The organism is Micromonospora sp. C51 (genome assembly GCF_018070435.1).
GTDB classification, from domain to species: Bacteria; Actinomycetota; Actinomycetes; order Mycobacteriales; family Micromonosporaceae; genus Micromonospora; species Micromonospora sediminimaris.
Window position 1 is genome coordinate 20,130 of the sequence record NZ_JAGPXQ010000055.1, and the last position, 14,328, is coordinate 34,457.

Annotated in this window: 13 protein-coding genes; 8 read left to right on the forward strand and 5 right to left on the reverse strand. The window is 72.2% G+C overall.

Annotated elements, in window-relative coordinates:
* Positions 1-114: 114 nt before the first annotated feature.
* On the reverse strand, positions 115-4,491 hold the full coding sequence (locus KBX50_RS29870) for a S8 family serine peptidase (protein ID WP_210941204.1): 4,377 nt from the start codon (positions 4,489-4,491) through the stop codon (positions 115-117).
* 288 nt (positions 4,492-4,779) lie between these two features.
* On the opposite strand from KBX50_RS29870, the gene KBX50_RS29875 reads away from it, so the two are divergent.
* Together KBX50_RS29875 and KBX50_RS29880 are read left to right on the forward strand one after the other, a co-directional pair.
* Positions 4,780-5,319, forward strand: a complete 540-nt coding sequence (locus KBX50_RS29875) for a winged helix-turn-helix domain-containing protein (RefSeq protein ID WP_210941205.1) — start codon at positions 4,780-4,782, stop codon at positions 5,317-5,319.
* Positions 5,320-5,331: 12 nt separating this feature from the next.
* On the forward strand, positions 5,332-6,186 hold the full coding sequence (locus KBX50_RS29880) for a hypothetical protein (protein WP_210941206.1): 855 nt from the start codon (positions 5,332-5,334) through the stop codon (positions 6,184-6,186).
* 30 nt (positions 6,187-6,216) lie between these two features.
* On the opposite strand, the gene KBX50_RS29885 is transcribed toward KBX50_RS29880, so the two are convergent.
* The 3 genes from KBX50_RS29885 to KBX50_RS29895 all read right to left on the reverse strand — a co-directional run bounded on the left by KBX50_RS29885 (position 6,217) and on the right by KBX50_RS29895 (position 9,114).
* On the reverse strand, positions 6,217-8,268 hold the full coding sequence (locus KBX50_RS29885) for a glycogen debranching N-terminal domain-containing protein (RefSeq protein WP_210941207.1): 2,052 nt from the start codon (positions 8,266-8,268) through the stop codon (positions 6,217-6,219).
* Positions 8,265-8,645: an SCP2 sterol-binding domain-containing protein gene (locus KBX50_RS29890; RefSeq protein WP_210941208.1), complete on the reverse strand. Its 381-nt coding sequence runs from the start codon at positions 8,643-8,645 to the stop codon at positions 8,265-8,267. The genes KBX50_RS29885 and KBX50_RS29890 overlap by 4 nt, the downstream gene beginning before the upstream one ends.
* Positions 8,646-8,739: 94 nt before the next feature.
* On the reverse strand, positions 8,740-9,114 hold the full coding sequence (locus KBX50_RS29895; RefSeq protein WP_093403402.1) for a DsrE family protein: 375 nt from the start codon (positions 9,112-9,114) through the stop codon (positions 8,740-8,742).
* A 12-nt stretch (positions 9,115-9,126) separates the two neighbouring features.
* Between KBX50_RS29895 and mtfM the strand changes: the two genes are divergently transcribed.
* Both mtfM and KBX50_RS29900 read left to right on the forward strand, forming a co-directional pair.
* Positions 9,127-9,231 (forward strand): small membrane protein MtfM, encoded by a 105-nt coding sequence (mtfM, locus tag KBX50_RS33455; protein WP_046570768.1) that lies wholly within the window; start codon positions 9,127-9,129, stop codon positions 9,229-9,231.
* Positions 9,232-9,273: 42 nt separating this feature from the next.
* Complete coding sequence (locus KBX50_RS29900) at positions 9,274-9,867, forward strand: FABP family protein (protein ID WP_210941209.1); 594 nt, start codon at positions 9,274-9,276, stop codon at positions 9,865-9,867.
* Positions 9,868-9,931: 64 nt separating this feature from the next.
* On the opposite strand, the gene KBX50_RS29905 is transcribed toward KBX50_RS29900, so the two are convergent.
* A complete protein-coding gene (locus KBX50_RS29905) occupies positions 9,932-10,780 on the reverse strand; it encodes an aminotransferase class IV (protein WP_210941210.1) in 849 nt (282 codons plus the stop codon).
* 68 nt (positions 10,781-10,848) lie between these two features.
* Here KBX50_RS29905 and KBX50_RS29910 point away from each other — a divergent pair, with 68 nt between their 5' ends.
* The 4 genes from KBX50_RS29910 (at position 10,849) to KBX50_RS29925 (ending at position 14,311) form a co-directional block, all read left to right on the forward strand.
* Complete coding sequence (locus KBX50_RS29910; protein ID WP_210941211.1) at positions 10,849-11,277, forward strand: Fur family transcriptional regulator; 429 nt, start codon at positions 10,849-10,851, stop codon at positions 11,275-11,277.
* Entirely contained in the window at positions 11,274-12,386 is a 1,113-nt protein-coding gene (locus tag KBX50_RS29915; protein WP_210941212.1) for a folate-binding protein YgfZ, read from the forward strand. The genes KBX50_RS29910 and KBX50_RS29915 overlap by 4 nt, the downstream gene beginning before the upstream one ends.
* A 44-nt stretch (positions 12,387-12,430) precedes the next feature.
* Complete coding sequence (locus KBX50_RS29920; protein WP_210941213.1) at positions 12,431-13,258, forward strand: 3-keto-5-aminohexanoate cleavage protein; 828 nt, start codon at positions 12,431-12,433, stop codon at positions 13,256-13,258.
* A 93-nt stretch (positions 13,259-13,351) separates the two neighbouring features.
* Entirely contained in the window at positions 13,352-14,311 is a 960-nt protein-coding gene (locus tag KBX50_RS29925) for an asparaginase (RefSeq protein WP_210941214.1), read from the forward strand.
* Positions 14,312-14,328: the final 17 nt, after the last annotated feature.

The following is a 14,328-nucleotide window of genomic DNA, read 5'->3' on the forward strand; positions in this document are numbered from 1 at the left end:
GGGGCGTTGGCGGGGGTTGCGCGGGCGGGGTGTTGGGGTCGTGGCGGGGGGTTGAGAGCGGGATTGGGGCGGGGCGCTGGCCCGTGAGGGCCGGCGCCCCGCCGTTTGGTCAGGTCAGATTCCGGTGGCCCTGGTGCAGGTGGAGGCGGGCTCAAGGGCGAAGTCGAGCGTGCCGACGATGCCCGCCTCGATCCGATGGCGCTGTACCTGCGGCACCCAGCCGTCCTTAGCCACGATCACCTCGTAGCGGCCCTTCGGCAGCCACCAGGCGTAGCGCCCGTTGCCGTCGGCGGTGAGGGTCGTCCCGGTGCCGGCCGAGATCAGGTTCACCCGCACCGTCGCCGGGATACCGACCGTGACACCGCCGCAGGTGGTGCCGGTGACGGTGCCCCGGATCTTGCCCCAACTGGCCGGCGGCGACACGTTCATCTCCACCGAGATCGGGGTGACCGGGTAGGGGCTGTCGGAGGCGATGGCGAGTTCGCCCGCGTACCGGCCCGGTTGGGCGACGCCCGCCGCCTCGGTGGCCGTCAGGGTGACGGTCACCGTCCGCGACTCGCCCGGCGCGAGGGTGAAGGTGGCCGGGGAACTGTCCAGCCAGGGCAGGTCGGCCTCGGCTGCGCAGAGCTCCAGACCACCGAGCCGCTCGCTGTCCGCGCTGCCCACGAAGGAGCTGGGCGACCCTCCGATCTTGTACGCGCCACAGGTGGCGGCCCCCCGGTACCGGCTGAACCGGGCGTTGGGCAGGTCACGCCAGGCGCCGGTGACCGGGTCGAAGCCGACCGTTCGGTTGGTGACCGCCGTGGAGCCATCGGTCACCCCACCGGCCAGCACCAGCAGCCCGCCGGCCGCCGCGTACTGCGAGCCCCACAGCTCCAACGGCAGATCCGGCAGCGGACTCCAGGTGTCGCCAGCGGGGTCGTACCGGTAGGCGTCGGTGTACTCGGTGCTGCCCGTGCCACCGGCACAGTAGACCGAGGCGCCGATCCCGCCGCAGGCCAGCCACGACACCGGGTGAGGATAGGCGGCACCGGTGCTGAACGAGCCGGTGGCCGGGTCGAACACCACCAGACCGTCGCTGTCGGTGCAGGTGGCGTCGGCGCAGCCACCCACCAGGTAGACCTTCCCGCCGACCACGGCCGAGCCGGCCGCCGCGACCGGGGCCGGGTTGGTCGCTCCCGGCAGGGTGCTCCACGTGCCGCTGGCCGGGTCGAAGACGTCGACCGTGGCGACCGTGGCGTCGTCAGCGCCCCAACCTCCGATCACGTAGAGCTTGCCGCCGACCGCCGCCGCAGCGGGCTTGGACCGTACCGTCGGCAGATCGGGCAGGGCGGTCCAGGCACCCGGCGCAGGGTCGTACACCCATGCCTTGCGCTCGGTGCCGGTGCCACCGCCACCACCGACCGAGTAGATCTTCCCGTCCAGCCACGCGGCGGCGTTGTCGTAGATCGACGCCGGCAGCTTGGCGATCTCGGTCCACGCCTCGTCCTCGGCGGTAGCGGCCTGGGGTGCCGCCCCGCCGTACGGGGTGCCGGTGCGGGCCTTGCTGATCCCCTTCATCTTCTGCTCCCGCAGCGGCGCGCCGTCGCGCCTGAGCAGTTCGAACTGACCGGCCCGTTCCAGCAGGTCGACGCTGGCCGGCGCGGTACCGCTGTTACGAACCGTCACCCGGGTGGTGCGGCTGCTGCCGTACGGCTGATGTGACTCGATCGACGTCGGGCTGACCGTCAGCCGGCCGGCGGCGAGGGCGAAGTTGGCCCGCTTGACCCGGTCGGCGGTGACCGTCACCTCCTTGGTGACCGGCGCGTACGGGGTGCGGTCCGCGGTGAACGGGTGGGTGCCGGTGAGCCCGGAGAAGAGCCAGTAGAAGCCGTCCGGCTCGGCCGGGTCCTCGGGTGTGGCCGCCGAGACCGCCCGGTCCTCGGGACGGTGGTCGCTGGCCACCGTCACACCGTTGAGCGGGTCACCGGTGTTGCGGTCGGTGGTGGTGCCGACCACCAGCCCGCCGGGCACCGGCGAGCACTCGCGGTTGACCACCTCCACGTCGTCCACCTGCCACCACCAGGCGAAGGTGCCCTTGAACCGGAAGCGGACCAGCGCGGAAGCGGCGTTTGCGGCCGGGTCGAGCGGTACCTCCTCGATCCGGGGGCCGCGCCGGCTGGCGGTCTGGTGCCAGACGTTGGTCCAGTTCGCCCCGCCGTCGGTGGAAACGTCGATGTCGGCGGTGTCGCTGATGCCGACGGCTCGCCAGTCGCTGCGGAACCGCAGCACCGGTGCGGCCGTCGTGGACAGGTCGACCGGCGGGGCGATCAGGTCGGTGTCCTGCGTGTTGCCGGAGCCGAGGGCGTCGCTGTCGATGATGGCGAAGCCACCGCTGCCGCCGGTGAGGTTGCCCCGGGAGCGGGGGTCGTCGAAGACCCAGCCGCCGGAGGCGGTGCGGTTCTCCACTCTCCAGCCGGGCGGCGCGCTCGTGCCGTCGAAGCTCTCGGTGAGCAGCGGCGTGCCGAACTGTGCCGTGTAGCCGGCGGCGGTGCAGGCGGCATCGACGGGTACCGCCACGTTGACCTTGGTGGCGTCACCGCCGACCGCCACCTCACGGGTGACGGTGCGGTAGCCCGGGTACTGCGCGGTCACGGTCAGCCGGTACGAGGTGTTGCCGGGCAGGGTGACGGAGTAGCGGCCGGTCACCGGATCGGTGAAGACCGGCCCGCCGGGCCGGCCCGCCACCTCGATCTTGGCGTACAACGGCCAGCCGTGGCCGGAACCGTCGGTGACCTTTCCGCTCACCGTGACCGCCGGGGTGGCCAGCAGGGCGAAGTCCAAACTGACGGTGTCACCGTCGGGCACCGTGACGGTCGACGACTCGTCGGCGTAGCCGTAGGCGCTGACCGTGAGGGTGGTCTCGCCGGCCGGCAGGGTGAGCGCGTAGCGCCCGTCGGCGTCGGTGGTCGTGCTGCGGGTGCCGTCGGTCACCGTCGCGCCGGAGAGCGGGTCGTCGTCACCGGAGTCGGTGACCACCCCGGTGACCCGGCCGACCGGTCCACGGGGTGCGTCCCGCACCGCCGCGTACGCGTCGAGTCGTCCCTCACCGAAGACGTTGTTGTCGGCCGGCGTGCCACCGCAGGTGGTGGCGTCGACATCGCGGGCCGTACGGTCCAGCAGCTCCTCGGTCGCGGCGAGGTCCCCGCGCAGTCCGGGTGCCGCCGCCCAGAGCAGCGCCACCGTGCCGGCCACGTGCGGTGCGGCCATCGACGTGCCGCTGAACGAGGCGTATCCGCCGCTGGGGACGCTGGACCGGACGCTGCTGCCGGGTGCGGCGATGTTCGGCTTCAGCGGGTCGGTGCCGGAGCCGCGCCCGGAGAAACCGGCGATCACGTTGTTCACGTCGTACGCGCCGACGGCGTACGCGTCGGTGTAGTCACCCGGTGATCCGGCGCTGCCACAGGCCGGACCGTCGTTTCCGGAGGAGAAGACGGGGAACATGCCGGCGGCCCGCCAGGCGGCCACGGTCTGCTGGTACCAGGGGTCACCACCGTCGCCGCCCCAGGAGTTGTTCACGATGTCGGGCCGCAGGTCCGGCCGGGGATTCTGGCCGTTGGCGTCGGTGGGCGCGAGCACCCACTGGCCGGCGGCGAGCAGCGAGGCGTCGGAGCAGTCGTTCGACTCGCAGCCCTTGGCGGCGATCCACTTCGCGCCGGGGGCGACGCCGATCTGGTTGCCCGCGCCGTCGTCACCGACCATGGTGCCCATGGTGTGGGTGCCGTGGTCGTTGTTGTCGCAGGGCGCGGTGCCGGCGCACACACCGGCCGGATCGAACCAGTTGTACGCGTGGTCGAAGCTGCCACCGCCGAGGTTGCCCCGGTAGGAGCCGACGAGGGCGGCGTGGTCGTAGCGCACGCCGCTGTCGATGTTCGCCACCACGAGGCCCTCGCCGCGGACGCCGAACTCGTCCCACACCCGCGGCGCGCCGATGTTTGTCAGTCCCCACTCGACGGCGGCGGTACGCGCCCGAGCGGTCTCGGTCGCGGTCGGCCGGACCAGCGGGTAGCTGCGGCTCGGTTCGATCCGGGCCACTTCGGGCCGGCGGGCGATCTCGTCGAGCAGTGCCTTGTCGCCCTCGACCCGCACCGCGTTGGCGATCCAGTACGCGGTGTGCGGCACCTTGCGCTCGTCGAGCAGCGTACGCAGGTCGCGTTGGGTGCGGGTGGCCGTGGTGGTGAGCAGACGGTGCACCTCGCCGGCCCGGGCGTCGGGGTCACGCAGCCGGCTGGCCTGTGCCAACGGCGCGGTGTCGGCCAGGTAGACCAGGAAGGGTGCGGTCGACGTGGTGCCGAGCTGGTCGAGCAGCGCCGGGTCGACGGCGGCCCGGTGCGCCACCGGCGGTTGGGCCGGCGCGGCGAGCGCGGGCTGGCCGGTGACGGCGAGCACGGCAGCGGTCAACACCGCCACCGCCCGCCATCGTGGCGACCGGGTGGATGGTCGTGTGAACAATGTTCCTCCCCACGTCGTCGGTCCCGATCCGTTCGGGCCCGCACACCCGCGCGCCGCGACGCGGCTGCGCGCAGCGGCCGGGGCGATGTGGGTGGCCGGTGGTGGTGCCTCCGCCCGCTGAAAGTCATGCTCTTGCCCCGACCGTCGGTGATCAATGGACGGCGTCGGTCAGTACTCGGTCAGTGACGAGGCGCGATCCTGACAGTTAGGCTGCAACTGGGCGTCATCGGTGACCGTCACTGGCGATCGGTGGGAGTCGCAGGTCAGAGGTGCCCTGGGGGAGGCGTCGTGTCCGGTCCAGAGTTTCCGATCGTGGTCTGCGTCAGCTCCGACGCCACCGTCCGGCAGCGCGTGGTGCAGCGGCTGGAGGGTGTCGGGCCGGTGGTGATCTGCGCAGACCTCGCCCAACTGCGGGCGGTGTTCCCCGCCCCGTCGGCGGAACCGGGTGGGCCGCTCGACGAGCCCGCCGAGCGGCCCGCGGATCGACCGGCCACCTGGGGAGATCTGACGGTCGACCGGGCAGGGCACCTGGTCACCTGGCGTGGTGCACCGCTGGGGTTGACCCGTACCGAGCGGGAGTTGTTGGCCCGGCTGGTCAGTCCGCCCATCACTTTGTGGAGCTATGAGCGGCTGTTCGCCTCCGTCTGGGGCGGCGCCTACCTCGGCGACACCGCGATCCTGCACTCGGCGGTGAAGCGGCTGCGTCGCAAGCTACGGACGCTGCCCGAGGGGCCGCAGGTGCAGACCGTACGCGGCGTTGGTTACCGGCTGAGCATGCCGCCGGAGGCTGGCGACGGGCGTCCGGACGGACGGTCACACCAGGCGTGACACGATGACCGGGTGAGCAACGCCGTCCACACCGCCGCACCGACCGGTTCCCGACCGCCGGCCGCAGGCTCCCGGTGGCCGCGCTGGCTGATCGCGGTGACGGCGGTCTGGGCCGTGCTGCTGGCCGGCCTCACCTGGATGTCGTCGGCCGAGGATCCACCGACCGTCCGGGAACAACGCACCCTCACGCAGGCCGGGCCGGTGGTCGACGGTGCGATAGGTGAAATCGTCGCGGCGGCTGACGCCGGTGTGCCGGCGCTGGTCCCAGCTGAGGTCGACCGGGGCTGCCGGATCAGTCCGTTCGCAGACGGTGCGACGCTGACCCGCGCGGTCGACCTGGCCGCGCCGGTCGGCGAGGAGCAGGCCCTGCTGGAGCGGGTCGCCGACCGGCTGCCCGCGCGGTGGCGGGCCGGTGTCCGGCTCACCCCGGAGGGTCCGCGCCTGCGCGCCGACGCGGGCGAGTTCGTCACCGTGACCGGGCGGCCGGCGACCGACGGCCGGATCCGGTTCACCGTCGACACCGGGTGCCGCCCGGTGGGCGACGACTACGACAGCGCAGGGGCCGCCCCGGCCGGCCCCGAGGTGGCCGCGCTGGCCGAGGCGGTACGTGCGCTGGACGGCCGTGTCAGCGACCGGACGTCGGTGGTGAGCGCACCCTGCCCCGGTGGCGGGGCGGCCCGCACCATCCGCTCCGTCGTCGACCCGGTGGCCACGGCGCCGCAGGCCGCACTCGCGCCGTTGGCCGGCGGCACGCCGGTGGTGGAAACCCCAGAGGTGTACGCCTACCGGCACGACGGCGTCGCGGTGCTGGCCGATTTCCAGCCGGAACAGGTCGTGGTCGCCGCGACGACGGGGTGCGCCGGCTGAGCGCCACCCCGCTGGCGAAGCTGAGGGCGCTCAATCCGGTCGTCGCGGCCCCTCGTCGCGGCTGCGACCCAGCGCGTCCACCCGGCCCCACCGGCCGGGAATGTCCAACAGTTCCACCCGGCCCATCCCGGCCGGCACGTACGGGTCGATGATCAGGTGCTCGCCCTGCGGTTCGAGTCCGAGCATCACCCGCAGCAACAGCAGCGGGGTGCCCGCCGACCAGGCCTGTGGGCTGCACGCGGTCGGATACTCCACCGGGTAGTCGGTCAGATCACGTTCGTAGCCGGCGAAGGCTTCCGGAAGCCGGCCGAAGAAGTAGCGGGACGCCGCGAACATCGACTCGCAGATCCGACCCGCCTCCTCGCGGAGACCGTACTTCCACAGACCCCACGCGATGATCGAATTGTCGAACGGCCAGACGGTGCCGACGTGGTAACCGATCGGGTTGTAACGTCCCTGGTCGTCGGCGAGGGTACGGACGCCCCAGCCGGAGAAGAGCCGGGGACCGAGCAGGTGCTCGGCGACCCGATGAGCCCGGGAATCGTCGACGATGCCGCTCCAGAGCAGGTGCCCGATGTTGGACGTGAGCGCGTCGACCGGGCTGCCGTCGGAGTCCAGGGCCAGCGCGTAGTACTCCTTGTCGGGCAGCCAGAAGTCCCGGTTGAAGCGTTCCTTCAACTCGGCGGCCTCCCGCTCCAACCGGTCGGCGTAGACCGGGTCGTTCCAGCACAGTCGGGCCAACCGGGCACCGCGCAGCTTGGCGTCGTAGGCGTAGCCCTGCAACTCGCAGGTCGCCCGGGGGAAGCTCGGCAACCGACCGTCGGAATAGCAGATCGCGTCCCAGGAGTCCTTCCAGCACTGGTTCTCCAGGCCGATCTTGGGGTTGCGGGTCTGGTACCAGACGTACCCGGTGCCGAGCAGGTCGCCGTACGTGTCGATCCAGGTCAGCGCGGCCCGTGCCGAGAACTCCAACCGTTTGACCAACTCGACGTCGCCGGTCCACCGCTCGTACTCGTCGAGCAGGATCACGAACAGGGCGGTCGAGTCGGCCGCGCCGTAGTAGGGCGAGTGCGGCTGCTCCTCGAAGCCGGCGGATTCGCCGTAGCGCAACTCGTGCAGGATCTTTCCCGGCTCTTCGTCACGGAAATCGTCCACCCGGTGGCCCTGAAGCCCCGCCAGCATGGTCAACGTCGGTGGGATCAGTTCCGGTACGAACGGCAGCACCTGAAGCGAGGTGAAGATGCTGTCCCGGCCGAACAGCGTCATGAACCACGGCAGGCCGGCGGCCATCAGGCGGACGCCGAGCGCGATCGACTCGTACCGCAGCGCGGCCAGGTCGGTCAGGCTGCGCCGGTACGCTCCGGCCATCGGCTCGCAGTCGCAGCCCAGCTTGGGTGCCCGGGCGACGAACTCGGCGTGTTCCGCCTCGATCGCCGGCGTCGTCCTGCTGCCCGCGAAGGGCAGCAGGGAGCGGACGTCCTGACCCCGGGCGCCGTAGATGACGACGTTGACCGTCAACCGGGTGGTCCACTCGCCGTGCGGCCCGATCCGGATCGGGAAGGTCATACCCCGGCGGTCGACCTGGACGGCGGCGCTGCTCGTGATCGTCGTCTCGCGGTGGAACGCGTCCCGCTGGTAGGTCAGCCGCAGCGTGTTCTCGCCCGGTGCGGCGGTGTTGTGCCCCTTCTTGCGCTGGGTGTCCTTGATCTCGAAGATGTCCGCGAAGTCGGACGCCATCTCCATCCGGACGGTGAAGCTCATCTCCTGCCCGGAGTGGTTGAGCACGGTCAGTTCTTCGGACAGGTCGCCGCTGATCGCCCGACTCCTGATCACCGAGACCTTCGCGTCCAGGAAGTGGGTCGGTTCGCCCGGCACCAGGAAGTAGCGGGTCCGATGGGACTCGGCGTCATCGATGGAAAGTGCGTGCAGCCGCTCACCGTCGATCAGCAGCAGCCAGGTGGACAGGAACCGGGTGTCGAAAGCGAACAAACCGGTGGGAAAGTCCAGCGAGGGCTCCACGTCTCCACGGCGGTCGCTGACCAGGAACGTGTTGCCGTCAAGAATGCTGACCAGTTCCTTCACCGGGTCCACCTGGCGTGCTCGCGGGCGACTTCGCGCGGGTCGCGGGTGCCGGGTGCGGACGGGAAGAACAGGCGGAAGGCGAGAAACAGCACCACGTCGCCGCGAAAGGTGCTCTCGTTACGAAGTACTGCGGAGATCGCCTGCGAGCGTCCGGTGACCAGCCGGTCGAAGAGATCGGCCCCGCAGTACCAGGTCGCGTCACCCGGCTCCGCCCCCTGGTCGACCTCCGCAGCGCCCGGCCGCATCCGGACCAGCCAGTGCTCGGTGCGGTGTCCCTCGGACAGGTCGATCCGCAGCGTTCCCGCGACCGGAGTGCGGAGGACTTCCGGGGCGCGGGCCGGCAGGGTCGCGAAGAACTGCTGGGTGGCCTCGGTCACAACCGAATCGTAGGCATTCGCCCGCCTTGTCGGGCGGGTTCCGCCGCCTTCCCAGGCAGCGCCCGGTGAGCCTGCCCGGGCGCTGACCGGCGAGTCAGTAGACGAGCGCCTGCGCGCCCTCGGCCATCGTCTCCTCGACGAAGACGGCCGCCCCGGCGATCCGTACTCCGGGGAGCACGTCGCCGGAGTCGATGTCCCGGCGAGCGGCGCACTGGGTACAGGCCGTCACGGTGCCGGTGGCGAGGATCACGTGCAGCAGCTCGGCCAGCGGGGCGGAGTGCGGCAGCTCGAAGTTCTGCGCCCGGCCGGGCAGCGCGAACCAGGTCGACTCCCCGGTCAGCCAGAGAGAGACGGGCACCCCGGCGGCGGCTGCGGTGGCTGCCACGGTGAACGCCTGGGCGCACCGTTCCGGTGCGTCGGCGCCGGCGGTGGCCTTGACGACGAGAGTGCGGGCCATGACCGCCAGCATAGGATGACCCGGATGGTCACCGAGATCGGGTTCGTCAGCCTGCTGGTCGCCGGCCTGGGCGCGCTCGCGGGTGGCCTGGTCTATCTGGCGGTACGCATATCGAGAGGCAAGTGGTGATCCGGTTCTGCGAGGCCCGCAGTCGCGAACGAAGGTGGTCCGGTGAGTGACGACAATCCGTTGGCGCCGCCGCCCTGGCTGAACGCGCCGCCGGTGGAGGCGTACCCCTTCGAGGAGAGTCACGACCTGCGGGTCGGCCCGAAGCTGCACCCCACGCTCGACGGCCTGCTGCCGTACATCGGTGTGTGGCGGGGGCGGGGACGGGGCGGTTTCCCCACCATCGAGGACTTCGACTTCGCCCAGGAGATCCGGATCAGCCACGACGGGCGCCCGTTCCTGCACTACGAGTCGCGCGCGTGGATCCTCGACGAGCAGAGCCGCCCGGTGCGGCCGGCCGGCCGGGAGGTCGGCTGGTGGCGTCCGGTGCTGGACGGCGACCGGGCCACCGACGAGCTGGAGGCCCTGCTGACCACCCCGACCGGGGTGATGGAGCTGCACGTCGGCCGGCGCAAGGGCACCCAGGTGGAGTTCGTCACCGACGCGGTGGTGCGCACCTCCACCGCCAAGGAGGTCACCGCCGGCCACCGTCTCTTCGGCATCGTCGAGGGCGCCCTGCTGTACGCGCAGGACATGGCCGCCGTCGGTCAGCCGTTGTCTCCGCACCTGTCGGCCCGCCTCATCCGGGTCGCCGGCTGATCCGCCTCGAACCGGGTCCGCCCCGGCCGCGGCACCAGCTCCGGCGAGCCTCAGGAAACGTGGCCTACGACATCGGGAAGCCGAGCAGCTGCTGCAACGCGCGGGTAAGCGGGCTGGGTGGCAGCGGCTCACCGTCGAGGGTGTGCACCGCGACCAGGCCGCGTACCGACGAGGTGAGCCACACCCCCTCGGCCTCGCGTAGCTCCGTCGGGGTGACCATGCGTTCGGCGGCCCCGCAGCCGACGTCGGCGGCGTGGGCGAGCAGCCAGGCGACGGTGGTGCCGGGCAGGATGCCGGTGCGTGCGGCGGGCACCGTGCCCAGCGTCTCCCCGGCCAGCCAGACGAGGTTGGCGGTCGGTCCTTCCAGGGCGTAGCCGTCGGAGGAGATCCAGAGCACGTCGTCCACGCCGGCCCGGGCGGCCCAGCGCCGGGCGGCGCTGCTGGCCCCGTACGACGTGGACTTGATGCCCGCCGGCAGCCAGTCCAGTTCCGGCCGGGCCTCGGCGGGCACCCCGAGGGAGAGGGTGGCGACGCTCACCCCGTCGTGCCGGGCCCGCCGGGCCGCGGGGGCGACCTCCGACAGGGTGGCGTAAACAGTCGGCGGTCCGCCGCGCTCCGGCCCCCGGGTGCAGACCAGCCGCAGTGCGCCCTCCACCTCGGCCGGCCAGTCGGCGGCCACCTCGTCCAGCAGCTCGACCAGGGCGTCGTCCGCCGGCAGGGCCAGTTCCACGGCGGCCGCGCCGGTCCGCAGCCGGGCCAGGTGCTCCTGGCGCAGCCAGGCTCGCCCGTCACGTAGGTGCATGGTCTCGAAGAGCCCGTCACCTCGCAGCACGCCGAGGTCGTCGGCGCGCAGCACCGGCTCATCGGCCGGCAGCCGCCCGCGACCCAGCACGCCGATCCGCGAGGTCACCACGGGGGCCGAGCATAGTGCGGTGCCGGTCGCGCCGGGAGGTACGCGCGCGGCCGAACTATGATCGGGGGGTGTCCGAATCCTCCCTCGCGGAACTGCTCCGCGCCCGTGGGCTGCGGCTGACGGCGCAACGACAGCTGATCCTCCAGGCGGTGCTGGACCTGGGGCACGCCACCCCCGAGCAGGTGCACACCGCCGTACGCGAGGTCGCCGCCGGGGTCAACATCACCACCATCTACCGCACGCTGGAGCTGCTGGAGCGGCTCGGCCTGGTCACCCACACCCATCTCTCGCACGGGTCGCCGACCTACCACGCCGCCGGTGAGGACCAGCACGTGCACCTGGTCTGCCGCGAGTGCGGCGCGATCGACGAGATGGATCCGGAACTGATGCGTCCGCTCTCCGACCAACTGGCCGGGGAACGGGGCTTCCGGGTGGACATCGGGCACGTCTCCTTCTTCGGCTTGTGCGCGCGGTGCGGAGACGGGGAACAGACATGATCGACATCGCGGGCGCGGTGGCCGTGGAGAGCATCGACGAGGCCAGCCGGGACCAGCCGGAGCCGGCGCACGCCGCAGCCGGGGTGCGGGGCGTGGCCGCGCACTACGGCGACCCGATGCGCGAGCAGCGCCAGTTGGACACCGCGGTCGGCCTGGTCGACCGCTCCCACCGGGGCGTCGTCGCGGTGCCGGGTGCGGAGCGCATCTCCTGGCTGCACACCCTCACCACCCAGCACCTGGCCGAGTTGGGCCCGTGGCAGGGCACCGAGCTCCTCGTGCTCTCGCCGCACGGCCATCTGGAGCAGCACGCCATGGTGGCCGAGGACGGTGACACCACCTGGCTCGACACCGAGCCGGGGGCGACCACGGGACTGCTGACCTACCTGGAGAAGATGCGGTTCTTCAGCCAGGTCGATCCGCGTGACGTCACCACAGAGCACGCGCTGCTGTCGCTGGTCGGGCCGAAGGCCGCCGAAGCGGTGGCCCTGCTCGACGTGCCGCCGCTCGCCGAGCCGGACGTGGTGGGGCTGCCCGGTCCGAAGTTCCGCTCCGGTGAGCTGCCGCCCCGCCCGACCGCCCGCTACGACGTGCAGCCGCTGCCGCAGGGTGGCTGGGCCCGGCGCGGCCCGCTCGGGGTGGACCTGCTGGTTCCCCGGCCCGCGATGGACCAGGTGGTCACGCGGCTGCGCGACAACGGGGTGCCCCCGGTCGGGCTGTGGGCGTACGAGGCGGTGCGGGTGGCCGCCCGGCGGCCCCGGGTCGGCGTCGACACCGACCACCGGACGATCCCCGCCGAGGTGAACCTGATCGCCCCGGCCGTGCACCTGGACAAGGGCTGCTACCGGGGGCAGGAGACGGTCGCCCGGGTGCACAACATGGGCCGTCCGCCACGCCGGTTGGTGCTGCTGCACCTCGACGGGGTGGCCTCGGACCAGCTGCCGGTCGCCGGTTCCCCGGTGACCTTGGACGGCCGTACGGTCGGTTTCGTCGGCACCGCGGTGCTTCATCACGAGCTGGGGCAGGTCGCGCTCGCGGTGGTCAAGCGCTCGGTGCCTGACGACGCCGCGCTCCGGGTGGGCGACAGCGCCGCCGCCATCGACCCCTCGTAGACACCGACACCGCTGGTGGCCGGGGGCGCTCTAGGATCGCCGGCATGACGACAGGGACGTTGATCACGGTTGCCCCCACCGGCGCGGAGTCGGCGAAGACCGAGGTGCCGGCGCTGCCGGTGACCCTCGACGAGTTGCTGCTCACCGCCAAGGAGTGCGAGGCGCTGGGTGCCTCCGTGATCCACGTGCACATCCGCGACGACGAGGCCCGGCCGACCTTGGATCAGGGCCGACTCCGGGCGACGGTGGCGGCGCTGCGGGAGAGCACCGACCTGATCGTGCAACTGTCCACCGGCGGCGCGGTCACCGACCCGGAGGCCGACCGGCTCGCCGTGCTGGACGCGGCCCCGGACATGGCCTCCTGCACCATGGGTACGGTCAACTTCGGTGACGAGGTGTTCCTCAACCGCTGGGAGTTCGTGGTCGAGCTGCACACCCGGATGCAGGGGCGGGGCATCGTGCCGGAGTACGAGATCTTCGACCTCGGCCACCTCAGCGCCCTCCAGCGCCTGTTGGGGAAGTACGGCCTGCCGCACGGCGGTCACGTTCACGTCGACTTCGTGATGGGTGTGCCGGGAGGCATGCCGGGAACCACGGCGACGTTCGTGGCGGCTCAGCAGATGCTCCGGGATCTGCCGGAGGGCACCACGTTCTCGGCGACCGGCATCGGCCGCACCAGCCTTCCGGTGCTGCTCGCCGCGCTCTCGGCCGGCGGCCACCTGCGGGTCGGGATGGAGGACACGGTCACCTACGCCAAGGGCCGCCCGGTGGAGTCGAACATGCAACTGGTCGCGCGTGCGGTCGGCTTCGCTCAGCTCGCGCAGCGTCCGCCGCTGAACACCGCCGAGGCCCGCGAACTGCTCGGCCTGTAAGGCACGAGTCGCCCAGCGTTCTTTACGCCCGGAGGTGGAGTCCCTGCTCACCCCGGCGTGAGGTCGGCCGGACACCTCGGTACCGTCCACGTTGTGGGAAAGACGTACGAGGGCGGCGTACCGCTCGCCGAGGTGGTCCGGTCCGGCTTCGTGGAGGGCGTGCACCGCGGCTCGGTGGTGGTGCTCGACAGTGCCGGTGCGTCGCTGGCCGCGGCGGGCGACGTCACCTCGCCGATCTTTCCGCGCTCGTCGAACAAGCCGATGCAGGCGGTCGGGATGCTCCGCGCCGGGCTGCCGCTCACCGAGCCTGCCGACCTGGCCATCGTCTCCGCCAGCCACGCGGGGGAGGAGTTCCACCTGGCCAGGGTCGCCGGGCTGCTCGCGGGTGCCGGGCTCGGCGAGGACGCCCTGCACTGCCCGCCGGATCTGCCGGCGGGTGATCTCGCACGGATGGCGGTGCTGCGGGCCGGCGGCGGCCCTGCGCGGGTCCAGATGAACTGCTCCGGCAAGCACGCCGGGATGCTGTTGACCTGCCGTGCTGCCGGCTGGCCGCTGGAGGGTTACTGGCGGATCGAGCATCCGCTCCAGCGGTGGCTGCGCGAGACGGTGGAGGAGTTCACCGGCGAGGAGGCGGTGGCCGTCGGCGTCGACGGTTGCGGCGCTCCGGTGCTGTCCGCGTCGTTGACCGGACTGGCCACGGCATACCTGCGGTTGGTCGCGGCCGAAGGCGACACCGGGGCGGGCCTGGTGGCCGACGCGATGCGCGCGCATCCGGAGGTGGTCGGCGGTACGCAGGCGGACGACACCCGACTGATGCGTGGCGTACCCGGGCTGCTGGCGAAGATCGGCGCGGAGGGTGTCATCGCCGCGGCACTGCCCGGCGTCGGTGCCGTGGCGCTGAAGATCGACGACGGTGCTGGCCGCGCCCGGATGCCGGTCCTGGTCTCAGCGCTGCGCCGGCTCGGCGTCGACGCGCCGGTGCTTGCGGAGTTCGCCGAGGTGCCGATCTTCGGCGGCACCCTCCCCGTCGGCGCCACCCGCCCCCTCTGGTAACCCACCCCCACCCCACC

Bases quoted from the DNA above. Each gene is read 5' to 3' on its own strand.
- KBX50_RS29920 (WP_210941213.1), top strand. From the start codon at position 12,431: ATGACGACAGGGACGTTGATCACGGTTGCCCCCACCGGCGCGGAGTCG.
- KBX50_RS29915 (WP_210941212.1), top strand. From the start codon at position 11,274: ATGATCGACATCGCGGGCGCGGTGGCCGTGGAGAGCATCGACGAGGCC.
- mtfM (WP_046570768.1), top strand. From the start codon at position 9,127: ATGGTCACCGAGATCGGGTTCGTCAGCCTGCTGGTCGCCGGCCTGGGC.
- KBX50_RS29895 (WP_093403402.1), bottom strand. From the start codon at position 9,114: ATGCTGGCGGTCATGGCCCGCACTCTCGTCGTCAAGGCCACCGCCGGC.